The sequence below is a fragment of the Ruegeria sp. N10 genome (assembly GCF_056531545.1).
Map to the genome: position 1 here is coordinate 216,099 of NZ_JBQFLY010000004.1, position 22,715 is coordinate 238,813.

The 22,715-nt window shown below is 57.6% G+C and carries 24 protein-coding genes; 15 read left to right on the forward strand and 9 right to left on the reverse strand.

Annotated elements, in window-relative coordinates; genetic code table 11:
* The first annotated feature begins 82 nt into the window (after positions 1-82).
* Positions 83-787, forward strand: coding sequence for an SIMPL domain-containing protein (locus tag ACR0JI_RS08405; protein ID WP_480879505.1), 705 nt, complete (start codon positions 83-85; stop codon positions 785-787).
* 2 nt (positions 788-789) lie between these two features.
* On the opposite strand, the gene ACR0JI_RS08410 is transcribed toward ACR0JI_RS08405, so the two are convergent.
* From ACR0JI_RS08410 to ACR0JI_RS08420, 3 genes are all read right to left on the reverse strand, one after another.
* A complete protein-coding gene (locus tag ACR0JI_RS08410) occupies positions 790-1,500 on the reverse strand; it encodes a GNAT family N-acetyltransferase (RefSeq protein ID WP_480476626.1) in 711 nt (236 codons plus the stop codon).
* Positions 1,501-1,502: 2 nt separating this feature from the next.
* Positions 1,503-2,795, reverse strand: a complete 1,293-nt coding sequence (locus ACR0JI_RS08415) for an O-acetylhomoserine aminocarboxypropyltransferase/cysteine synthase family protein (RefSeq protein ID WP_480476628.1) — start codon at positions 2,793-2,795, stop codon at positions 1,503-1,505.
* A 72-nt stretch (positions 2,796-2,867) separates the two neighbouring features.
* Positions 2,868-3,863 (reverse strand): hypothetical protein, encoded by a 996-nt coding sequence (locus ACR0JI_RS08420; protein ID WP_480493389.1) that lies wholly within the window; start codon positions 3,861-3,863, stop codon positions 2,868-2,870.
* 144 nt (positions 3,864-4,007) lie between these two features.
* Between ACR0JI_RS08420 and ACR0JI_RS08425 the strand changes: the two genes are divergently transcribed.
* The 4 genes from ACR0JI_RS08425 to preA all read left to right on the forward strand — a co-directional run bounded on the left by ACR0JI_RS08425 (position 4,008) and on the right by preA (position 8,340).
* Positions 4,008-4,640, forward strand: a complete 633-nt coding sequence (locus tag ACR0JI_RS08425) for a cupin domain-containing protein (protein ID WP_480493387.1) — start codon at positions 4,008-4,010, stop codon at positions 4,638-4,640.
* Between the two features lie 159 nt (positions 4,641-4,799).
* Positions 4,800-6,134: an NAD(P)-dependent oxidoreductase gene (locus tag ACR0JI_RS08430; RefSeq protein WP_480493385.1), complete on the forward strand. Its 1,335-nt coding sequence runs from the start codon at positions 4,800-4,802 to the stop codon at positions 6,132-6,134.
* A gap of 46 nt (positions 6,135-6,180) precedes the next feature.
* Positions 6,181-7,017, forward strand: a complete 837-nt coding sequence (locus ACR0JI_RS08435; protein ID WP_480493383.1) for a class I SAM-dependent methyltransferase — start codon at positions 6,181-6,183, stop codon at positions 7,015-7,017.
* An 18-nt stretch (positions 7,018-7,035) separates the two neighbouring features.
* The gene (gene preA, locus ACR0JI_RS08440; RefSeq protein WP_480493381.1) at positions 7,036-8,340 is read left to right on the forward strand and encodes an NAD-dependent dihydropyrimidine dehydrogenase subunit PreA; all 1,305 of its coding nucleotides are present in this window, start codon (positions 7,036-7,038) and stop codon (positions 8,338-8,340) included.
* 47 nt (positions 8,341-8,387) lie between these two features.
* On the opposite strand, the gene ACR0JI_RS08445 is transcribed toward preA, so the two are convergent.
* A complete protein-coding gene (locus ACR0JI_RS08445; RefSeq protein WP_480476640.1) occupies positions 8,388-8,996 on the reverse strand; it encodes a TetR family transcriptional regulator C-terminal domain-containing protein in 609 nt (202 codons plus the stop codon).
* Between the two features lie 172 nt (positions 8,997-9,168).
* Between ACR0JI_RS08445 and ACR0JI_RS08450 the strand changes: the two genes are divergently transcribed.
* From ACR0JI_RS08450 to ACR0JI_RS08495, 10 genes are all read left to right on the forward strand, one after another.
* Positions 9,169-10,419, forward strand: a complete 1,251-nt coding sequence (locus ACR0JI_RS08450; RefSeq protein WP_480493380.1) for a Zn-dependent hydrolase — start codon at positions 9,169-9,171, stop codon at positions 10,417-10,419.
* A 92-nt stretch (positions 10,420-10,511) separates the two neighbouring features.
* Complete coding sequence (gene hydA, locus ACR0JI_RS08455; protein ID WP_480476644.1) at positions 10,512-11,966, forward strand: dihydropyrimidinase; 1,455 nt, start codon at positions 10,512-10,514, stop codon at positions 11,964-11,966.
* A gap of 54 nt (positions 11,967-12,020) precedes the next feature.
* Positions 12,021-12,818 (forward strand): ABC transporter ATP-binding protein, encoded by a 798-nt coding sequence (locus ACR0JI_RS08460; protein ID WP_480476646.1) that lies wholly within the window; start codon positions 12,021-12,023, stop codon positions 12,816-12,818.
* On the forward strand, positions 12,808-13,251 hold the full coding sequence (locus ACR0JI_RS08465) for an N-acetyltransferase family protein (RefSeq protein ID WP_480476648.1): 444 nt from the start codon (positions 12,808-12,810) through the stop codon (positions 13,249-13,251). Before ACR0JI_RS08460 ends, ACR0JI_RS08465 begins: the two co-directional genes overlap by 11 nt.
* Positions 13,248-14,165, forward strand: a complete 918-nt coding sequence (locus ACR0JI_RS08470) for an ABC transporter permease (RefSeq protein WP_480476650.1) — start codon at positions 13,248-13,250, stop codon at positions 14,163-14,165. The genes ACR0JI_RS08465 and ACR0JI_RS08470 overlap by 4 nt, the downstream gene beginning before the upstream one ends.
* Positions 14,162-15,007, forward strand: a complete 846-nt coding sequence (locus tag ACR0JI_RS08475; RefSeq protein ID WP_480476652.1) for an ABC transporter permease — start codon at positions 14,162-14,164, stop codon at positions 15,005-15,007. The genes ACR0JI_RS08470 and ACR0JI_RS08475 overlap by 4 nt, the downstream gene beginning before the upstream one ends.
* A gap of 61 nt (positions 15,008-15,068) precedes the next feature.
* Positions 15,069-16,058: an ABC transporter substrate-binding protein gene (locus tag ACR0JI_RS08480; RefSeq protein WP_480476654.1), complete on the forward strand. Its 990-nt coding sequence runs from the start codon at positions 15,069-15,071 to the stop codon at positions 16,056-16,058.
* 159 nt (positions 16,059-16,217) lie between these two features.
* Positions 16,218-16,931, forward strand: coding sequence for an ABC transporter permease (locus tag ACR0JI_RS08485; protein ID WP_480485912.1), 714 nt, complete (start codon positions 16,218-16,220; stop codon positions 16,929-16,931).
* Positions 16,924-17,658 carry an ATP-binding cassette domain-containing protein gene (locus ACR0JI_RS08490; RefSeq protein ID WP_480493378.1) on the forward strand — a complete coding sequence of 245 codons (735 nt, stop codon included), beginning with the start codon at positions 16,924-16,926 and terminating at the stop codon, positions 17,656-17,658. The genes ACR0JI_RS08485 and ACR0JI_RS08490 overlap by 8 nt, the downstream gene beginning before the upstream one ends.
* Before the next feature lie 20 nt (positions 17,659-17,678).
* The gene (locus ACR0JI_RS08495; RefSeq protein WP_480493376.1) at positions 17,679-18,494 is read left to right on the forward strand and encodes an ABC transporter substrate-binding protein; all 816 of its coding nucleotides are present in this window, start codon (positions 17,679-17,681) and stop codon (positions 18,492-18,494) included.
* A gap of 64 nt (positions 18,495-18,558) precedes the next feature.
* On the opposite strand, the gene ACR0JI_RS08500 is transcribed toward ACR0JI_RS08495, so the two are convergent.
* The 5 genes from ACR0JI_RS08500 to fdh3B all read right to left on the reverse strand — a co-directional run bounded on the left by ACR0JI_RS08500 (position 18,559) and on the right by fdh3B (position 22,705).
* Positions 18,559-19,431 (reverse strand): substrate-binding domain-containing protein, encoded by an 873-nt coding sequence (locus tag ACR0JI_RS08500; RefSeq protein ID WP_480493374.1) that lies wholly within the window; start codon positions 19,429-19,431, stop codon positions 18,559-18,561.
* Complete coding sequence (locus ACR0JI_RS08505) at positions 19,432-19,557, reverse strand: hypothetical protein (RefSeq protein WP_480493372.1); 126 nt, start codon at positions 19,555-19,557, stop codon at positions 19,432-19,434.
* A 13-nt stretch (positions 19,558-19,570) separates the two neighbouring features.
* Positions 19,571-20,833 (reverse strand): c-type cytochrome, encoded by a 1,263-nt coding sequence (locus ACR0JI_RS08510; protein ID WP_480493371.1) that lies wholly within the window; start codon positions 20,831-20,833, stop codon positions 19,571-19,573.
* A complete protein-coding gene (locus ACR0JI_RS08515; RefSeq protein ID WP_480493370.1) occupies positions 20,834-22,036 on the reverse strand; it encodes a formate dehydrogenase subunit gamma in 1,203 nt (400 codons plus the stop codon).
* Between the two features lie 75 nt (positions 22,037-22,111).
* Positions 22,112-22,705, reverse strand: a complete 594-nt coding sequence (fdh3B, locus tag ACR0JI_RS08520) for a formate dehydrogenase FDH3 subunit beta (RefSeq protein ID WP_209504177.1) — start codon at positions 22,703-22,705, stop codon at positions 22,112-22,114.
* Between the last annotated feature and the right edge of the window lie 10 nt (positions 22,706-22,715).

A 22,715-nucleotide genomic window follows, 5' to 3' on the forward strand; every position in this document is an offset into this window, starting at 1 on the left:
CTTGCCGAGGGAAAGAAAAAGGCAAACTCTCCTCTTGTATGGCAATGCATCGCCGACCCATCTTTAACCCAAGCAAATCGGAGTGATAACATTGAAGACATTCGCTTTTCTGGCCGCGATGATGGCCGCAACGACCGCTGGACTTGCCCATGCGGAAGAACGTCGCATCACCGTTGACGCGACTGGAACCATAGAGGTTGCCCCCGATATGGCGACGATCACATTGGGTGTGACAAATGAAAACGCCGAGGCTTCGGCGGCGATGCAGGCCACCTCGGACGCAGTTGCGAAGATGCTTGTGCACCTGACCGGGATGGGGATTGAAGACCGCGATATCCAGACCCGCGATCTGTCGCTTTCCCCTGTTTGGTCCGGGCGGCACGGGCAGAATGGGGAAACACCGGAGATCTCAGGGTTCGCTGCCTCGAACCGCGTGTTTGTGCGTGTGCATGATCTGTCCAAACTAGGAAGTATCATGGATGCGGTCATTCAGGATGGCGCCAACGATTTTGGTGGATTGAGCTTTGGGGTGCAGGATACCAAACCAATCGAAGCCCAAGCGCGCGCGCAAGCTGTGGGCGAAGCTATGGCCAAGGCCGAGCAGCTGGCACAGGCGGCGGGTGTAACCCTTGGCGCGGTGCTAACGATTTCGGAACAAACGGGGGGCGTGCGCCCGATGCCCGAGATGCGTATGATGAGCATGGCTGACGCAGGGGGTGTTCCTGTGGCAGGTGGTGAGGTTTCGGTGTCTGTCAGCGTCTCGATGGTGTTCGAGATTTCCGAATGAATTCAACCCCTCGCGCGGGCCATCAGCGGTTTTCGTTGTTGGCCCGAAGCGTCGAAATTATCGGGTGACAACCAGGCCTCGAAAGCATCACGGATGCGTGGCCATTCGGTATTTATGATTGAATACCAGGCCGTGTCGCGGTTGCGCCCTTTGTAGTGGGTTGCTTGGCGAAACACGCCTTCGAAGGTGAACCCAAGCCGCTCTGCCGCACTGCGCGACGGACCATTCAGCGCGTCGCATTTCCACTCGTATCGCCGGTAACCCAGTTCATCGAACACGCGCCGCATCATCAGATACATGGCTTCGGTTGATTGCGGCTTGCGCTGAAGCAGGGGTGAAAAGTGGATATGCCCGACCTCAATCGCTCCGGCGGCGGGAGCTATCCTGAGGTAAGAAGCCATGCCCAACGGTACCTCATCACCGTCCAGAACGGTATGGAACATCGGGTCCGCGTCCACGCAGTTGGCGCGCGCCCAGTCTTCGAACTCAGGTTCGCTGTCAAACGGGCCGTAGGGCAGGTAGGTCCAGTTGTGGCCATCCGTGTCCTTGGCAAACGCCCGGAACAGTCCGGGCGCGTGCCTGTTCACATCAAGGGGCACGACAGAACAATACCGGCCCACCATCGGCGTATAGGGTGGTGTCGGGCGTGGAAAGTCACCCGAAACCGGTAAACCGATGGGCTGGCCAAGGTTGTTTGTATCGTGCTGGGTCATGGTCAGGCGGTTGCTTTGGCCAGAGCCTGATCAAGGTCGGCAATCAGATCGTTCACGTCCTCGATCCCGATGGATACGCGCACCACGCTCGGACCTGCGCCCGCGGCTTCCTGCTGTTCCGGGGTCAACTGACGATGTGTGGTCGAAGCCGAATGAATGATCAGCGAACGCGCGTCGCCCAGATTGGCTACGTGGCTGAAAATCTCTAGCGCATTGACCAGTTTGATACAGGCGTCATAGCCACCTTTCACGGCGAATGTGAACAGGGCGCCGGCACCGCGTGGATACTGAGCTTTGACCCGATCCTGATAGGGCGACGAAGGCAGCCCGGCATAGGTGACGTAGTCCACGCGATCATCCGCTTCCAGCCAGGCCGCGATTTTTTGCGCGTTTTCAACATGACGCTCCATCCGCAGCGACAGGGTTTCGATCCCCATCAGCGTGTAGTGGGCCGCCTGCGGGTTCATGGTCATGCCCAGATCGCGCAGACCGATGGCGATGCCGTGGAAGGTAAAGGCCAAAGGTCCGAACGTTTCGTGGAACTTCAGTCCATGATAGGCCGGTTCGGGTTGGCTGAGCGAGGGGAACTTGTCATTTGCCGACCAGTCGAACTTGCCCGAATCCACGATGCAACCGCCAGTGACCGTACCGTTGCCGGTCAGGTACTTGGTGGTCGAATGCACGACCAGGGTCGCTCCATGTTCGATCGGGCGGCACAGATATGGTGTTGCCGAGGTGTTGTCGACAATCAGCGGAATGCCCGCCGCATCGGCCACATCTGCCAGTGCACGGATGTCCGTCACATAGCCGCCGGGATTAGCGATGGACTCGCAGAAAATCGCACGGGTATTTTCATCGATTGCGCCCTTCACCGCGTCCAGATCATCGGTGTCGACAAACTTGGCAGACCACCCAAAGCGTTTGATTGTCTGGCTGAACTGGGTGACCGTGCCGCCGTACAGACGGGTTGAGGCGACCACGTTGCAACCCGGACCCATCAGCGGGAACAGCGCCATGATCTGGGCCGCGTGCCCGGACGAACAGCAAACGGCGCCAACACCGCCCTCAAGTGTAGCCACGCGTTCCTGAAGAACAGCCACAGTTGGGTTGGTCAGGCGCGAATAGATAAAGCCCACCTCTTGCAGGTTGAACAGGGCCGCTGCGTGGTCTGCATCGCGAAACACATAGGCCGTGGTCTGATAAATGGGTGTCTGGCGCGCTCCGGTCGCCGGGTCGGGGCGGGCGCCCGCGTGAATTTGCAACGTGTCGAAACCGTAGATAGGGCCGTCAGACATCTTGAAAATCTCCTGTTGGAATTTGTCTTGCGAAATCTGTAGGCCATTGCCCGCTTGCGCACAACGATCCTGTCAGCGCAGCCAGAGGCCCTTGCTTTTGATCGTGTTGCGGATGGCCTGTTCACGTCGTGGCAGATGATCCCGGTCAAACAAGGCGCGGACTTTTGCGCCTTTACCCTGCAGAACCATCTTTTTCAGCGGCTCATATTGCTTGAGAACTTTCTTGACCTTGTTTGGAGCGACGATGGTTTCCAAAACGTCTATCACATGATCGCTTTCACGGGCGTACAGCAAGGGAAACAGGCGATAGTGGCAACTGACGGATCCATCCAGCAAACCAGAGGGCAAAACATCACGACCACCGCCGAACGAGTGAATGACAAGGGGCAGGGCGGCCTGATCCAGCCAGGGGTCAAGGCTTTGGCCAGTCAGCTCAGGAATGTTTTCGTCGCGGATTGTTCTGGCGTAGTCTAGAAAACGCTCACCAAATTTCCGGGGGCATTTGTAGAAGAAATAGCCTGCATTGAAATACAGATATCGCCGCCAGTGGTCCCGGGGTTGATCGGTGTCCAGCGTGCTTTCGAAATCCAACCCGAACCGGGCGTAAAGTGCGCGCCAGATACCGTCAAAACCGGGACCATACAGCGTTGGTTTGGGCCATGTCCCTTCAACTTTCAGTGACGCGCTGGGGCGGTCGAAGTCAAATGGGACGGATGTGATCTCGCCAGTGATCAGCGTGTCGGTGTCAAAGAACACAAAGGGCTCTTCTTCTGGCAGGGCCATCAGCGCTTCGATCTTGTTGCCGTAGGGATAGCTTTCACCGAATACATGCGAGTCGAAGGGCAGAATTTCAGCATCCAGTTGTTTCAGGGCTTTCAGAACATCTTCGTCCTGAATGCGGGGATCCTGTTTCCAGCGTGGCCCCGGATTGGGCGTGGCGACAAACAGTTTGCCCCCGAATTTCGGTGAAGAATGGCGCAGTGAAGCCGCAAACAGCAGGGCCTCGTATTGCAGGCGGTTGTTTTGACCGACGACCGCGACGTTGAATTTCTGTGACGTTGCCTGCATCTATGCCCGTTTCCCGACAGGTGTTTGACCATGCACCTTGAAGTTCGGATTACAGCAAGCGGCCCAAGGCGTCAAAAGCGGATAATTTGAAATTTCATCACGCGATCCCATTTCTTTCAGGGGTCGCTTCAGAAAGGGATACACATGCGGATCAATGCGGATTTCACCAAACGGGTCGCAGTACACTTTGACGAAAGTGAATGGGTCGCTTCTCCCGCAGCAGGGGTCGAGCGCAAAATGCTGGACCGGATTGGTGATGAGGTGGCCCGTGCAACAACCATTGTCCGCTTTGCGCCCGGCAGCACCTTTTCCGCCCATACCCATGACGGCGGCGAGGAATATCTGGTGCTGGACGGTGTATTTCAGGACGAGACCGGAGATTTTCCCGTCGGCAGCTATGTTCGCAACCCTCCAACTTCCTCGCACACTCCGTCCACTGCCGAGGGCGCAACCATTCTGGTCAAGTTGCACCAGTTTGACCCGCAGGACCGGACCGAGGTTCGCCGCTCGATAAATGGCGATTCTGACGTACAGCTGTTCAAAGATGATCATGAGGACGTTTTTGTGCGGACATGGGCTGCTGGGGGCGTGGTCGAACTGGACGCGTGCGACGGCATGGAAGTGTTTGTCATAAGGGGCAGTTTCTCTGAATCGGGGGAAGAATTTTCGAAATGGGACTGGTTGCGCCTGCCTCCCGGAACGCACTCACGGGCTGTTGCAGGGCCTGATGGGGCCCGAGTCTGGATCAAGTCCTGCCACCTTGGTGAAATGGTCTGAAAGCTTTTCGGCCCTGAAATCAGCTAAAATGCCAATAAATCCGGGTTTAACGGCCCGGATTTTCGATTTTTTGACCATTTGGCAAATTTTACCAATTGATAAAAAATTTATTTGTGGCAAGCTGAGGTCATAACAAACATATCTACAGGGAGTAGAGTGATGGCACAGGGCCAGATGGCACCCGGCATCGTCGCGGGGCGGCTTTCAAGCGATGAGCTGACCTCGAATTTCACCGATCTGCATCCGCCATTGGCCCCGCATGAGGCCGCAGTTGCAGCAGACCGTTGTTATTTCTGCTATGACGCACCTTGCGTGACAGCGTGTCCGACAGACATCGATATTCCGCTATTCATCCGGCAGATTCAGGCCGGACAGCCCCAGGCTGCCGGGCGAACGATCTTTCAGCAAAACATTCTGGGCGGAATGTGCGCCCGTGTCTGTCCGACGGAAACACTGTGCGAGGAGGCCTGTGTTCGTGAGGCGGCCGAGGGAAAACCGGTCGAGATCGGACGGCTACAGCGCTTTGCGACAGATGATCTTATGTCTTCGGGCGCGCATCCGTTTGAACGTGCGGCATCGACCGGGAAAACGGTTGCTGTCGTGGGGGCAGGGCCTGCTGGTCTGGCCTGTGCGCATCGTCTTGCCATGCTGGGCCATGACGTGGTGATCCACGAAGGCAAGCCCAAACCGGGCGGTCTGAACGAATATGGGATTGCCGCCTATAAATCGACCAACAACTTTGCGCAGGCCGAGGTCGACTGGCTGCTGAAAATCGGTGGTATCACGATTGAAACCGGGTCGGTTCTGGGTGAAGGCATCTCACTGGATGGTCTGGTCGAAAACTACGACGCGGTGTTCCTGTCCATCGGGCTTGCCGGGGTCAATGCCCTGCGCGCGGATGGTGTTGACAAGGACGGCGTGCGGGATGCCGTCGATTTCATCGCGGACGTGCGGCAGGCTGGTGATCTTGCAAAGCTTCCTGTCGGGCGGAACGTCGTCGTTATTGGCGGAGGCATGACTGCCGTGGACGCGGCGGTAAAGTCCAAGTTGTTAGGTGCCGAGAACGTCACCATTGCCTATCGCCGGAGACGCGACGCCATGGGTGCCAGCCGGTACGAGCAGGATCTGGCAGCCTCGCACGGGGTTCAGATTTTGACCAACGTGCAGCCGGTGGCAGTACACGGCAATGGAGCCGCTACCGAGATTGAGTTGGAATATACCTCGAGCCAGAACGGTCAGCTTACCGGAACCGGAGAGACGGTCCGGCTGCGGGCAGATCAGGTTCTCAAAGCCATCGGTCAGACGCTGGAAGGTGCGCCGGAAGGGCTGAAGCTGGACGGCAACAAGATCGCTGTCAGCGGTGCAGGCCGCACTTCCGTGGCTGGTGTCTGGGCAGGTGGAGATTGCGCGGCGGGCGGCGAAGACCTCACCGTTACGGCTGTTGCTGAAGGCCGGGATGCTGCGATGGACATCCACGCGACGCTGGTTTCGTGATAGGATGGGGTATTCGCCCCATTTCTTTCGCTGCTGAGGTATTCCCATGTCCCAGATCGAACAAGCCGTAGCGCAACACTACACCACCGGAGCACTGGCCGACCGCGTTCGCGCGGCGCTTGAGGCCAGCGGTATCGATCCGGATGCGGCCACGGCCGCAGACCTGAAAGCGGGGGACGAGTTCCACACGGGCGGCGTTCTGGCGACCAACAACCTGTTTGCGCAGTTGTCGCCGACCCATGCGACCCGTGTTCTGGATGTCGGATGCGGTATCGGAGGAACCTCTCGCTATGTCGTGGATCGCTATGATTCGACAGTAACAGGTGTCGATCTGACACCGGAATTCGTTGAAACCGCCAGGGTTCTCAGCGATATGGTCGGGCATTCCTCGAAAACCAGCTTTCATGTGGGCAGCGCTTTGGAGATGCCGGTGCCGGATGCTGGGTTCGACCTGGCCGTCATGATGCATGTCGGCATGAACATAAAGGACAAGGCCGGGCTGTTCGCCGAAGTGTCGCGGGCGCTTGCCAAGGGCGGTACTTTTGCCCTTTTCGATGTGATGGCCGGAGACGTGGACGAGCCGCTGGCTTTCCCTCTGCCGTGGTCCACTGTTGCCGAGACCTCGTTCGTGGATGCGCCGGATGTTTATAAGTCTGCGGCAAGCGCCGCGGGTTTTGAATTGGTGACAGAAACGGATCGCACCGAATTCGCGATACAGTTCTTTGAGGACGTCTTTGCAAAGATTGCCGAATCCGGCCCGGCACCACTGGGCATTCATCTGATGATGGGCGAGACGGCGCCCGAAAAGTTCCAGAACTACGTCAAAAACCTCAAGGCCGGGCGCATACGCCCGACCGAAATGATATTCAAAAAATCCGGCTGAGCCGGGAAGGGAGAAGCCATGGCCGATCTGACGACTAACTTTCTGGGCATTTCCAGCCCCAACCCTTACTGGCTGGCCTCTGCGCCGCCGACGGACAAGGAATACAATGTTCGTCGCGCGTTTGAGGCCGGATGGGGCGGTGTTGTGTGGAAGACGCTGGGGTCCGAGGGACCGCCGGTCGTAAATGTGAACGGCCCGCGGTATGGCGCGATCTACGGTGCCGACCGCCGTTTGCTGGGACTGAACAATATCGAACTGATCACCGACCGCCCGCTTGAGGTGAACCTCGAGGAAATGGCGCGGGTCAAGTCCGACTATCCGGATCGCGCCCTGATCGCTTCGATCATGGTGCCCTGCGAGGAAGAAGCCTGGAAAGCCATTCTGCCGCGCGTGGCCGAAACCGGCGCGGACGGAATCGAATTGAACTTCGGTTGCCCGCACGGGATGAGTGAGCGCGGCATGGGGTCCGCCGTGGGGCAGGTGCCGGAATATATCGAGATGGTCACGCGTTGGTGCAAGCAATACTATGACCGTCCGGTCATCGTGAAGCTGACGCCGAACATCACCGACATCCGGAAACCCGCGGCGGCGGCCAGAAATGGTGGCGCGGACGCGGTGTCGCTGATCAACACGATCAATTCGATCACCAGCGTCAATCTGGACACGTTCAGCCCGGAACCCTCGATCGATGGCAGGGGCAGCCACGGAGGGTATTGTGGCCCTGCCGTGAAACCGATCGCCCTGTCGATGGTGTCCGAAATCGCACGTGCCGAGGCGACGCATGGCATGCCGATTTCGGGCATCGGGGGTGTCACCACATGGCGTGATGCGGCCGAGTTTATTTCGCTGGGTTGTGGTACGGTGCAGGTCTGTACCGCTGCGATGACCTATGGGTTCAAGATCATTGATGAATTGACGGCAGGTCTGTCGGAATGGATGGATGAAAAGGGGTATACCAGCATTGATGAGGTGATCGGACGCGCGGTGCCCAATGTCACCGATTGGCAATACCTGAACCTGAACTACATCGCCAAAGCCAAGATCGATCAGGACCAGTGCATCAAATGCGGCCGGTGCTATGCCGCCTGTGAAGATACCAGCCATCAAGCGATTTCAATGTCGGATGACCGTGTGTTCGAGGTAAAGGATGACGAATGCGTCGCCTGTAACCTCTGCGTTGATGTCTGCCCGGTGGAAGGCTGTATTTCGATGGTGCCGATGGCGGCGGGTGAAATCGATCCGCGCACCGGGAAAGAGGTTCAGCCGACCTACGCGAACTGGACCACGCACCCGAACAATCCGATGGCCAAAGCAGCGGAATGATCGAGACAGGGAATATCCCTCAGGGGCCGCTGACGCGGCCCCTGAATTCATGGTGTCAGGAGTTTTCGGTACAGCGTATCAACAAAGGGTTCTGCACCCTCAAACGGGTTTTCGTCGCCCAGAATTGCCCGCACCTGAACGTCGAAATCGGCATAATGCTGCGTCAGCGCCCAGATCGAAAACATCAGATGATAAGGGTGCAGCCGCGTGATTTTGCCCTGATCCATCCAGTTAGTGAGAATGGTGACCTTTTCGTCAACCAGTTGTTTGAGATCATTGGACAAAGCATCGTGAATGCGGGGCGCGCCTTGCACAAGCTCATTGGCAAAAAGGCGGCTTTCCCGTGGTAGCTCCTGACTCATCTGCAGTTTCCGGCGAATATAGGCCAGCATTTCCTCCATCGGATCACCGGTCTCATCCAGATCGTGCAAGGGCGCCAGCCAGGTTTCCAGCAAGCCCGAAAGCAATTCGGTGTGGATCGCCTCTTTGGACGCGAAATAGTAGAGGAGATTGGGTTTGCTCAACCCCGCCTCGGCGGCAATCTGATCGACGGTCGCCCCACGAAACCCGTGTGCGGAAAACACATTCAGGGCAGCCTCGAGAATCGCGGCTCGGTTCTTCTTCTGGATACGAGTCGGTGCGCGGTCTTTCGGCATGATTTCAGTGTGTCTCTTTTTTCGTCGGATAGGCACGGATTACACTGAAATTTCAGGCTTTGCCGCGCAATTTCTTGACTGATACCGAACCCGTGATAGCGTGAGTTTGACCAGTTGGTCAAATCAAGACACCAATAGCGAGCAAAATCGCAAGCAAACAGGGAATAAGACAATGGCAGCTCCGGCGCAGAATCTCAGGATCAATGGCGACAGGTTGTGGGACAGCCTGATGGAGATGGCTAAGATCGGTCCCGGTGTTGCGGGGGGGAATAACCGGCAAACTCTGACTGACGAAGATGCCGAAGGCCGCGCCTTGTTCCAGAAGTGGTGTGAAGAGGCTGGATGCACCATGGGTCTGGACCAGATGGGCAACATGTTTGCGCATCGTGAGGGCACCGATCCGGACGCTTTGCCGGTCTATGTGGGATCGCATCTGGATACGCAGCCGACCGGTGGAAAATATGACGGTGTGCTGGGCGTTCTGGGCGGGTTGGAAATTATCCGAACGCTCAACGATCTCGGGATCAAGACAAGACATCCCATCGTGGCGACCAACTGGACCAACGAGGAAGGGACGCGATATGCGCCTGCCATGCTGTCGTCCGGTGTCTTTGCAGGAATGCACACGCAGGACTGGGCGTATGACCGTGAAGATGCCGAGGGTAAGAAATTCGGGGATGAACTGAACCGGATCGGTTGGCGCGGCGAAGAAGAAGTCGGCGCGCGCAAGATGCGCGCTTTCTTTGAGTTGCATATCGAACAGGGCCCGATCCTTGAAGCCGAAGGCAAGGATATCGGCGTCGTTACCCACGGTCAGGGTCTGAGCTGGACACAGATCACGGTGACCGGAAAGGATGCCCATACCGGTTCGACCCCGATGCCGATGCGCAAGAATGCCGGGCTGGCGATGGCGCGCATTCTTGAGAAAGTGGACGAAATCGCCTGGTCTCATGCGCCGCATGCGGTTGGTGCGGCGGGTCATATTGACGTTTTCCCGAACTCGCGAAACGTGATCCCCGGAAAAGTCGTTTTCACGGTCGATTTCCGCTCGCCTGAGCTGGAGGTGATCACCGACATGGAAAACCGTCTGCGGGTGGCGGCGGAAGATATTGTCGAAGAAATGGGCCTGCAGATCGAATTCGAGAAAGTCGGCGGTTTTGATCCGGTTAAATTCGACGACGATTGCGTGTCCGCCGTGCGCGATGCGGCTGAAAGGTTGGGCTATTCGCATACCAACATCATCTCGGGCGCGGGGCATGATGCCTGCTGGATCAACCGTGTGGCCCCGACCGCCATGGTCATGTGCCCCTGTGTTGATGGGTTGAGCCATAATGAGGCTGAAGAGATCAGCAAGGATTGGGCGGCAGCCGGGGCAGATGTCCTGCTGCATGCCGTGGTCGAGACTGCCGAAATCGTGGAATAGGGGGCGCCGCCCCCGTCGCCCATTGGGCGACTCCCCCGGGATATTATTGGCCAGATGAAGCAAGCGGCGCAGACCGCATCAGGGAGTTCAAAATGAGTACTGTTATCAAAAACGGAACCGTTGTCACCGCGGATTTGTCTTACAAGGCGGATGTATTGGTCGAAGGCGGCGTCATCACCGGGATCGGGATGGGTCTGAAAGGGGATAGCGAGTTGGACGCGACCGGCTGTTATGTGATGCCCGGCGGGATTGATCCGCATACCCATCTGGAAATGCCGTTCATGGGCACCTATTCCAGCGACGATTTCGAAAGCGGTACGCGGGCGGCCCTGGCCGGGGGCACGACGATGGTTGTTGACTTCGCGCTGCCCAATCCGGGTGAAAGCCTGCTGGATGCCCTGAAGCGCTGGGACAACAAATCAACGCGGGCGAATTGCGACTACTCGTTCCACATGGCAGTGACATGGTGGGGTGAACAGGTATTTGACGACCTCAAGACCGTGATCGAGACGCGCGGCATCAACACGTTCAAGCATTTCATGGCCTATAAAGGCGCATTGATGGTGAATGACGATGAGCTTTATGCCTCGTTCAGGCGTTTGGCCGAACTGGGCGGCATCGCAATGGTGCATGCCGAGAATGGTGACGTCGTTGCCGAGCTGAGCGCCAAGCTGCTGGCTGAGGGGAACTCTGGCCCCGAAGCGCATGCCTATTCCAGACCACCGCAGGTGGAAGGTGAGGCCACCAACCGGGCCATCATGATCGCTGATATGGCGGGCGTGCCGCTTTATGTTGTTCATACATCCTGCGAAGAGTCTCATGAGGCCATTCGCCGGGCCCGAATGCAGGGCAAGAGGGTGTGGGGTGAACCGCTGATTCAGCATCTGACCCTGGATGAAAGTGAATATTTCAATCAGGATTGGGACCACGCCGCGCGGCGGGTCATGAGCCCCCCGTTCCGCAATAAGCAGCACCAGGACAGCCTGTGGAATGGCCTGCAATCAGGGTCGCTGAGTGTTGTGGCAACCGACCATTGCGCCTTTACGACCGAACAGAAACGTTTTGGAGTTGGGGATTTCACCAAGATCCCTAACGGGACCGGCGGTCTGGAGGATCGGATGCCGATGCTGTGGACGCACGGTGTGAATACCGGGCGCCTGACGCACAACGAATTTGTAGCGGTGACTTCTACAAACATCGCCAAGATACTGAATTGCTATCCGAAAAAGGGCGCGATCCTTGTTGGAGCGGATGCAGATATCGTCGTATGGGATCCTGAGAAAACGAAAACGATCAGGGCCAGTACGCAGCAATCTTCGATCGACTACAACGTGTTTGAGGGCAAAGAGGTCAAAGGCTTGCCGCGCTTTACGCTGACCCGTGGACAGGTTGCGGTACATGATGGTGAAATCCGCACGCAGGAAGGCCATGGCGAGTTCGTAGCGCGCGAGGCAAATACGACCGTCAACAAGGCTTTGAGCGCGTGGAAAGAACTAACCGCCCCTCGGCCAGTTGAGCGGACAGGTATCCCGGCGACGGGGGTTTGATCCGTTGGGCCGCTATTTGGGCGGCCCCGGTACCACTCTTTTCAAGGCAGTAGAATGACCACTGAAAGCACGACCCAGCACGTCATCGAAGCAAGGCAGCTTGACCTCACCTTTCAAACCAATGACGGGCCTGTTCACGCGTTGAAAGACGTGAACCTGACGATCGACAAGGGTGAATTTGTTAGTTTCATTGGCCCCTCGGGCTGTGGGAAAACCACTTTCCTGCGCTGTATCGCGGCCTTGGAGTCACCGACCGGCGGGTCGCTGACTGTCAACGGAATGACAGCGGACGAAGCGCGGCGGAACAGGGCCTATGGGTATGTCTTTCAGGCAGCGGGCCTTTATCCCTGGCGCACCATAGCAAAGAACGTCAAGTTGCCGCTTGAGATCATGGGCTATTCCGCGTCCGAGCAGGAAGAAAGGGTGAGAAAAGTCCTGGAACTGGTTGATCTTGAAGGGTTCGGTGGGAAATTCCCATGGCAGTTATCCGGCGGGATGCAGCAGCGCGCCAGCATCGCGCGGGCCTTGGCCTTTGATGCCGATATCTTGTTGATGGATGAGCCGTTCGGCGCTTTGGATGAGATTGTGCGCGACCACTTGAACGAGCAGCTTCTGGCGCTTTGGGCAAGAACCGAAAAGACCATCGGATTCGTGACGCATTCGATTCCCGAAGCCGTATATCTGAGCACCAAGATTGTCGTGATGAGCCCGCGGCCGGGGCGGATTACGGATGTGATCGACAGCCCGCTGCCAAAGGAACGACCGTTGGACATTCGTGACACCCCAGAATTCATCGAAGTGGCCCATCGTGTTCGCGACGGGTTGCGGGCGGGGCATTCTTATGACGACTGATCCGGGGGCAGAAACCATCAGACAGGCCGTGGTAGGTGACGTGCCGGCTTGTGCCCGCGTGATTTACAATTGGGCCTCGCAGGCGGACTGGATGCCTGATGAAATGCCGGTGGAGGAATTGGCGGCCTTGATCCGCGATGCGTTCGACAGCCGTGAGATCTGGGTCGCGGGTGATCCGGTTGATTGCTACATGTCCGTTGATCCGGCGCAGAGTAAAATCGGTGCGTTGTATTGCAGCCGGACGGGGCAGGGAATTGGCAAGCGTTTCGTTGACAAGGCGAAGGAGGGTCGGACCCACCTTTGGCTGACAACACACAAACCCAATCAGGCGGCGCAGAGGTTTTACCGCCGTGAAGGGTTCGAGGTAACCGCCGAAGAACTGCCTGCACCGCCGGATACAGTGCCCGTCTATCGTATGGAGTGGCACGCATGAAGCAGATCATCGCCGTTTTCACCGTCGTCGCCGTGATCGTTCTGTTCTGGTATACCGCTTGCGTTCCAATGAACATCAAAGGGGTTTTGACCGAACTTGAACGTGGTGGAGCCGAGGTTCAGCCGCCCACCGCAAGCGCGCGTCGGGATCTGGGAGAGTTCGGTCTGGTTCAGGATAACTCGTTCGCGATTCCAGCAACTTGGGAGCAGGGTAAGCCCCGTTTGCCATCACCTCATCAGGTGGCGACTGAACTGTGGGATACAACTGTCCTGAAGAAAATCAACTCGAAAAGATCGCTGATCTTTCATGGGTGGGTGACACTCAGCGCTACGATGCTGGGCTTTGTCATCGGGACCGGGCTGGGAGTCTTGTTGGCCGTTGGGATCGTGCATAGCCGCGTGATGGATTTGTCGGTCATGCCATGGGCTATCGTGAGCCAGACGATCCCGATTATCGCTCTGGCACCGATGATTATCGTGGTCCTGTACTCGGTTGGGGTTCAGGGGATCATTCCCAAAGCGATCATCTCAGCTTATCTGAGCTTTTTTCCGGTTGTTGTAGGCATGGTCAAAGGGTTGCGCAGCCCTGACGCGATGCAACTTGACCTGTTGCGGACCTATAATGCCAGCCAATCCCAAGGGTTTTGGAAACTGCGCTTGCCTGCGTCGATGCCATACCTGTTCACCTCGTTGAAAATCGGTATTGCGGCATCGCTGGTCGGCGCAATCGTGGGCGAGCTGCCGACAGGCGCTGTCGCAGGATTGGGCGCTCGGTTGCTGGCAGGCAGTTACTATGGTCAAACCGTGCAGATATGGTCAGCGCTGTTTGCAGCAGCCATTCTGGCCGCGTGCCTGGTCGGTTTGCTGGGATTGATTGAACGGTCGGTTCTGAGGCGAATGGGGATGGCGCAGTGATGTTGGTTGTCTTTGCTTTGCTGCTGTGGGCCTTCGGCTGGTGGTTGAACAGCCGATTGGCCAGTGGCCCGCAAGCCGACAGCCAGATGGTACGCTTCCTGGCACCGGTGATTTTTGGTCTGACCATCGTCGGAGCCTGGGAGCTGGTGGTCCGCGGGCTTGAAGTGCCGCTGGTCATTCTGCCTGCACCCTCCGCCATAGCGGTGCGATTTGCAGGTAGCATTGACATTCTTTGGGCCGACTTTGTTCAGACTATCCTGAAAGGCGCGCTCAGCGGATATGTCATCGGCTGTGGATCGGCCTTCCTTATAGCGATTGCTGTTGATCGGTGGGATTTCCTGCGTTTGGGGCTATTGCCAGTCGGGAATTTCGTCGCGGCTTTGCCTATTGTGGGGACGGCACCCATTCTGGTCATGTGGTTCGGGTTTGATTGGCATTCCAAAGCGGCGGTGGTCGTTGTGATGGTGTTCTTTCCGATGCTGGTCAACACCGTGGCCGGTCTGCGCGAGGCCACAGCGATGCAGCGTGACTTGATGGAAACCTATGCTGCAAGTTATTGGCACAGCTTTCTGAAGTTGCGGCTGCCTGCGGCGATGCCTTTCATTTTCAACGGGTTGAAGATTTCGACAACTTTGGCTTTGATTGGCGCCATCGTGGCTGAATTCTTCGGATCGCCAACACTCGGTATGGGATTTCGGATATCCACCAGCGTCGGTCAATTGTCGTTGGACATGGTCTGGGCCGAAATCGTTGTTGCCGCTATCGCAGGTACGGCCTTTTATGGCCTGGTGGCGGGAATCGAAAAAGTGGTGACGTTCTGGCACCCCTCACAACGCGGATAAGACGAAGAAAATCAACAGACCCTGAAAATCGGGGCGCAACAAGCAACTAGGAGAAATGAAGATGAACAAGCTATTCAGCGGGGCGGTTGCCGCCTTTGGTCTGGCAGCCAGTACGGCGCTGGCGGCGGATGAAGTGACACTGCAACTGAAATGGGTCACGCAAGCACAATTCGCGGGCTACTACGTTGCCAAGGACAAGGGCTTTTACGAGGAAGAAGGGCTGGACGTTACCATTCTGCCCGGCGGGCCTGACATTGCTCCGACACAGGTGATTGCGGGCGGCGGTGCTGATGTGACCGTTGAATGGATGCCTGCCGCTCTGGCCGCACGTGAAAAAGGGTTGCCGTTGGTGAACATCGCCCAGCCGTTCAAAAGCTCGGGCATGATGCTGACCTGCTGGAAAGATGCCGGTATTTCGTCGCCCGAGGACCTGAAGAACCGCACGCTGGGCGTCTGGTTCTTTGGCAATGAATTCCCGTTCATGAGCTGGATGAGCCAGTTGGGCATCAGCACTGATGGGAAGGGCGACAACGGTGTGGAAGTTCTGAAACAGGGCTTCAACGTCGATCCGCTGCTGCAACGTCAGGCGGATTGCATCAGCACCATGACCTACAATGAATACTGGCAGGTCATCGATGCCGGTGTCAGCCCGGATGAACTGGTGACTTTCAAATACGAAGACCAGGGTGTCGCGACGCTGGAAGACGGTCTTTACGTTCTGGAAGAAAATCTCAGCGATGCGGCGTTCACCGACAAGATGCAGCGGTTTGTGCGCGCCTCGATGAAAGGTTGGAAATACGCCGAGGAGAACCCCGATGAAGCGGCAGATATCGTGCTGGAGAACGATGCAACGGGTGCGCAGACAGAAGAGCATCAGAAACGCATGATGGGTGAGATCGCCAAGTTGACCGCAGGTTCGAACGGCGCGCTGGACCCGGCGGATTTTGATCGCACCGTTGGTACCCTGCTGGCCGGAGGTTCTGATCCGGTGATCACCAAAACACCCGAAGGGGCCTGGACGCATCAGATCACGGACGCTGCTCTGAACTGACGCCAACGGTTCATCTGAGTGAAAAAAAACGCGGTCCCAATCGGGGCCGCGTTTCGTATTCGGGATGTCGGAATTGTGCCTGTACTTGGCGCCGAAAAGAAGTAGTATTTCCCTGTAATCTAGCGCGTTCTGTACGAAGCGTAGATAACTAGGAAGAAAATGCAGGAATTTTCATCAGAATTCAGCGCTGCGATCGCCTTGATCCTCGGGGGAGATTCTGAGCTGTGGGCAATTGTGTTGTTGTCTCTGAAAGTGTCCGTGTTTGCGGTGCTGGTTTCTGCTCTGATCGGAATGCCCGTGGGGGCTGCGTTGGCCGTCGCCCGGTTCCCCGGCCGCAGGATGCTGATCGTCCTGATGAATGCACTGATGGGGTTTCCGCCGGTTGTCGTGGGCCTGCTGGTCTATCTGATGCTGTCCCGTTCCGGTCCCCTTGGGGTGCTTGAGCTTTTGTACACTCCGACTGCCATGATCATTGCGCAGGTCGTTTTGGTCACCCCCATTGTCGCGGCTTTGACGCGACAGGTTGTTGAGATGCTGGCTGAGGAATATTCCGAACAGCTGCGCTCCTTGGGTGTGTCACGGCTGGCCTCGGTGCCGGTTTTGTTGTGGGATGCGCGACTGGCACTTGTCACGGCTTTGCTTGCAGGTTTTGGACGCGCCATCGCCGAGGTGGGCGCGGTTATCATCGTTGGCGGAAACATCAATCATGTGACCCGCGTGATGACGACGACCATTGCGCTTGAAACGTCGAAGGGAAATCTGTCTCTGGCACTGGCGCTGGGGGCGATCCTGATCGGGATTGCAATTGCGGTAAACGCGATGGTCAGCGCGGTCAGTTTGCGGGCCGAACAGGAGGGGTTGCGCCATGCGTGACGTGATCTGTGAAATGTCGAACTGTCTGATGGTTGAAAAAGTGCAAATTCGCAGCAACGGCAAGGTTTTGCTGGATGTCCCTTCATTGATTCTGGATGGTCCGGGGCCGACGTTGCTTCTTGGCCCCAACGGTGCGGGAAAAAGCCTGTTGTTGCGGTGCTTGCATGGCCTGATCTCGCCGGATCGCGGGCGGGTGGTGCAGGACGGAAACCCTCTGGGCGCCGCGCAGAAAACGCGCCAAGCCATGGTATTTCAGAGACCGGTTCTGTTGCGACGGTCTGTTGCTGCAAACCTGGGCTTTGTCCTCAAGCGCCAGGGCATGGGGCGAGCGGCGAGAAAGGCACGTATCATCGAGTTGCTTGCTGAAGGCGGGCTGGAGGGGAAGGCCCGGCAATCTGCCCGGTCTCTCTCGGGGGGCGAGGCCCAGAGGTTGGCCATTTTGCGTGCCTTAGCCCTGGAGCCCGAAACACTGTTTCTGGACGAACCCACCAGCGCCCTTGATCCCGGCGCGACACAGATGATCGAACGTATGGTTCTGCGCGCCTCGGCGCGGGGTGTACGGATCGTGATGGTGACACATGATATTGGGCAGGCCCGTCGTTTGGCCTCAGATGTGGTCATGATGCAGGGCGGTCATGTGGTTGAACACGGCCCCGCAAAACAGGTTTTGGATACCCCGGTAAGCGAAGCATCGCGCCGCTACCTCGCGGGTGGATTGGTTACTTAAAAGATAAAACGGAGAGTATGATGTTCCGCGCAATATTTCGGGCAGCAGTGATAGCCCTTGGTCTGTCGGCAAATGCGGCCAGGGCAGAGACTCCGTTCATTGTCGTTCAATCTACGACATCCACCCAGAACTCGGGGCTGTTGGACTATATTCTGCCTTGGTTCGAGGCCGATTCGGGCATTGACGTGCGCGTCGTGGCCGTAGGAACAGGTCAGGCAATTCGCAACGCAGTGAACGGTGACGGTGACGTCCTGCTGGTTCACGCCAAATCCGCCGAAGAGAAATTCGTCGCTGATGGATATGGCGTGGAGCGGAGGGACCTGATGTATAACGATTTTGTATTGGTGGGCCCCAAGGCAGATCCTGCCGGAATTCGCGGTGGTGCCGAAATTTTGAACGCTCTTGCTGCGATCGCAAGCGCTGAAGCCCCGTTTGCATCGCGCGGAGATGACAGTGGAACGCATAAGGCCGAGCTGCGGCATTGGTCTGCCGCGGGGCTGGATCCAACCGGCGCATCCGGAAGTTGGTATCGGGAAACCGGGTCGGGTATGGGGGCAACGCTGAATGTGGCCAGCGGCATGAACGCGTATACTCTGACAGATCGGGCGACGTGGCTATCCTTTGGTAACAGAGGCAATCTTGAGATCCTGGTCGAAGGTGATCCGCGTCTGTTCAACCAATATGGTGTGATCCTCGTAAATCCCGAAAAGCATCCCCATGTGCGCGCTGCCTCTGGACAGCGGTTCATCGATTGGTTGACCGGGCCGGACGGGCAGGAGGCGATCGCCTCTTTCCGACTGGACGGTCAGCAGGTGTTTTTCCCCAATGCGCAATAAGCTGGCCTGCGGCCAGCCCCTGCGGGGCGAGTATTTTTGAAAAGATGAAGGCGCGGGTGGAAGCTCACCCGCTGGCCCCATTGTGGTGGATCGTGCCAAGACCAGACAGGTCATAGCCGCCGAATTCGCTTGCCCGCTGGGCGAATTGACCCGAGCGCAACAGGGTCAGCAGTTTCTGTATTGGCGGATCGAAGAAGGCCCGGCGCCAGATCGCGAGGTCCAGCCGCTCGGAATGAGTGGGGACAAAACCCAAGTTGTAGAGCCCGGCTAGGGCGCCAAGCCCAAAACCGGCCTCGGCCTTCCGGTCATGCAGGGCGATGGCCAGCTCTTCTTCTGTGCGTGCGCAGCCTGGTCGAATGTCCAGATCATCCCGGCTCAGACCGTGGGCATCAAGTTGGGAGTCAAACAGGCGCTGGCTTGCCGCACTGTCCTGACGTAGCATGACGGTGCGAGACTTGAGGTCGTCAAAAGAATTGATGTCGGATATGCCCGGGGCAAGAAGCAATCCACGCTCACGTCGGGCGATTTCAAACAGGATCACCGGGGCTTCGCCCAAAGTGTCAAGCAGGGATTCCTTGTTGAATCCGCCATTTTCGTGGATGTGCAGCACAGCGGCCTGCGCGCTGCGTTTGCTGAGCCTGATCAGCCCGTCAAAAGAACCGTCGTAATAGGTGGCCAGCCCCGATCCACTTTCACGCAGCGCCCAGTCCAGCAAGGGATCGTGGCTGCCCGCTATGATCGGGGGCAGGGGCGGTTCGGCGACCTGAGGACCGGATCGCGACGCGTTGAGCCAGGCAATGATCTCGGCCCGCGGAAACAACAGCTTACCCATGGCGCGCACGCACGGTATTTCGCCTGACGAGGCAAGGTCATAGGCCTTCCGCTCGCCAATGCGCAGCAGATCGGCCAGTTCACGGGTGGTCAGATATTGCGGCATTCAGTCGAGGCGCACGGCGGTGCCGGATGTTGTGTCAGCGGTACTGAATCCGATTTGTTCCAGCACAAACGGGGCTGCGCCTGCAATAACGACCATCGCGGCGACGGCGGTGAGAAAGGCTTTCATGGGCTCCTCCGGTTTAGTTCCGGTCAGTTGTTGCGCGACGCAGAAAAGCGATAAGATCCTGGCGATCCTGTGCTTTGGCAATCCGCTGCATCGGCATTTTCGACCCCGGAATGTAGTGGTCTGGCCCTTCGTCGAAAAGGGCATTTATTGTCTCGTCATTCCAAATGATATCAGAGCCTTGCAATGTATCCGAGTACAAATATCCGCGAACTGTGCCGGCCTGACGTCCAAATACACCGTGCAAGGTGGGGCCTGCACGTCGTGCATTATCGGAGGACAGGCTGTGACAGATCGAACATTTGCGCGCAAACTGGCGTTCTCCGTTGTCCATCTCATCAGGATTTTTCAGGAAACTCGGTTCTGCCGAGGCCATCTGGTGTTGGTCGGACAACGCGTCCACAGGCCAGCTGTACATCGCCTCGTCAAGTCCGCCCGCATGGATGCTTTTACCGTCTGCGGAAAATGCCAAAGCCCAGACCGGACCGCGCAACGTGGCGCGAAAATCCTGTGCAATGCGCCAATTGACGGTGTCGATGACCATAATATACCCTTCGCCATCGCCTACGGCCAAGAGTCTCCGATCCGGGCTGAGTGCAAGGGCAAGGATCGGGCGGCGGTCCAGTGTGAAGTCGCGCTCTTCCCCGGTGGCAAGGTCAAGAATACGCGTAACACCGTCAACCGCACCATAGGCGATCCAGTTATCCTGTGCATTCAGGGCCAGTTCATTGATGCCGAACCCGTGCTCGACCAGACGCCTTGTTTCCTGCCTGCTGGATACATCCCATAGCCGCAAAGCGCCGTCGACGCCCGCCGAATAAAGCTGCGTGCCGTCAGGTGAGAATGCGACCGCGTTTACGCCACTGCCAGTCGGTCCAAGCCGCGCGGGTTCTGTGCCATCGACAGACCACAGGCCGATTGTTCCATCCCAGCTGGCCGTGGCAATAAGGGTTTCTGACGTGGCAAGGCCGACAATCTTGCCCTTGTGTCGGCCAATGACTTCACCGCTGGGCCATTTGCGCAGGGTGAAATCGTCCCCAGCAGAATAGAAAGCGGAGCCGTTGAACACGACTGCGTTCACCGCCGCTTCGTGCCCTTCGAACCAATCTGGCTTTTGCCCGGTCCAAAGACCCACAGAGTTGTCGAAACTGGCTGTTGCGATGCGACCGTCTGGCGCGGTGGCAATGCCCATAATGGGGCCGCCATGCCCTTTCAGTGTAAAGAACTCTGCCACGGCAGGCAGGGGCACCAGCGCCAGCGCCAGAACCAGCCCACGCATCTATTCAGCGGGTGAGGCGGCTGCTTTACCAGCCTCTTTTTCCTGCACCTCTTCCAGCCAGAGCGAGTGATGCTCGCGCGCCCATTGTTCCTCGACCTCTCCGGTTCCCATGGCGTCAAATGCGCCCTCCATACCGACCGAGCCGAGATAGATATGCGCAACGATGATCGCGATGAACACATAGGCAATCATGACATGCCAGACTTGGGCGAATTGCATCTCTTCCTGCGGTGACATCTGCACCGGCAAGGTCAGACCCAGCGCCTGCGGAACGCCCGTGGCGTTTGCGACCGAGAAGGTCTTGGCGAACAGAGGCAACTCGAACGGAAACAGCAGTGACAAGCCGGACAGGCTGATTGACACGCCCAGCAGGATGCAGGCCCAGAAGATGATCTTCTGCCCCGCATTGAATTTCCGGGCGGGCGGGTGGTTGCCCTTGGTGAACAGGCCCCCGCCAGCGGCCAGCCATTTCAGGTCAGTGCGGTTGGGGATGTTATGAGCAATCCAGTTCACCGTGACGATGATCAGACCCAGCATAAAAGCCCAGGCCAGATTGTTATGCAGCCACTTGCAGCCTTGTGCGATGGTGGCGAAACCTTCCTTGCCGAATACCGGGATCAGGAAGTCGCGGCCATAGAGCGTGAGCAAACCAGTAATGCCGAGGATCAGGAACGATCCTGCAAACAGCCAATGGCCAAAACGTTCAATCCCGTTGAAACGGGTGACTGTGCGGCCCGTTTTCTCTCCATCGATGTGGATTTTCCCACGGATCAGGAAGAACAGCAAAATGATGCCCAACATCCCGGCGATGATGTAAGTGCCATATTCGCGCAGCGGCCCGGTGCGGAAATTCAGCCACCACATGCCACCATCCTGTATCAACACGCTAGCAGCGGGGCCGTTTGACGACACGGTCACATCGGCCGAGCCATAGCGCAACGCACGGTACACATCGCTGTTCGATGCAACACCACGGGTGCCAAGCTGCCCCATCAGACCCTCGACATTGCTCTGGCCGGTATTGTCGGAGCGATAAGCGTTATCCACCTTCTCACCACGTTGCCGGGCGAGGATGTCTTCGAGGGTCGTCGCTCCGCCGGTTCCCACCCTTTCAGGCGTGGCGGTGCTGTCATCGGTCGTTTGGGCGGCACCCGAAAAGGTAAGCCCAAGGGTGAACAGAAAAGCGATGAGAAAGCGGAGCATCTGAACCTCGGTCAATTTCCAAGATCGGACAACCCGCGCTGAGCGGGTTGTCCATTGCTTTGTGCAGACAGCGGCTTAGCCGTCTTTCTGGTCGTAGGCAGTACCCCAGCCCCAGGCGCCCGAGCCGAAACCGCGCGCCACGACGCGTTCACGGTAAACAGCCGACACCACGTCGCCGTCACCGGCAAGCAGGGCCTTGGTGGAGCACATTTCGGCGCAGATGGGCAGTTTGCCCTCGGCGATCCGGTTGCGACCATATTTGGCGAACTCTGCGGTCGAGTGGTTTTCTTCGGGACCACCGGCGCAGAACGTGCACTTGTCCATCTTGCCACGTGAACCGAAATTGCCCGCCTGCGGGTATTGCGGCGCGCCAAACGGGCAAGCGTAAAAGCAATAACCGCAACCGATGCACAGGTCCTTGGAGTGCAGGACAACACCTTCTTCGTTCTGATAGAAGCAGTCGACCGGGCACACCGCCATGCAGGGTGCGTCCGAACAATGCATACAGGCCACCGAGATCGAGCGTTCGCCCGGGTTGCCGTCATTGATCGTCACCACCCTGCGGCGGTTGATACCCCAGGGTACCTCATGCTCGTTCTTGCACGCGGTTACGCAGGCGTTGCATTCGATGCAGCGTTCAGCGTCGCAGAGAAACTTTGCTCTAGCCATTAATCGTCCT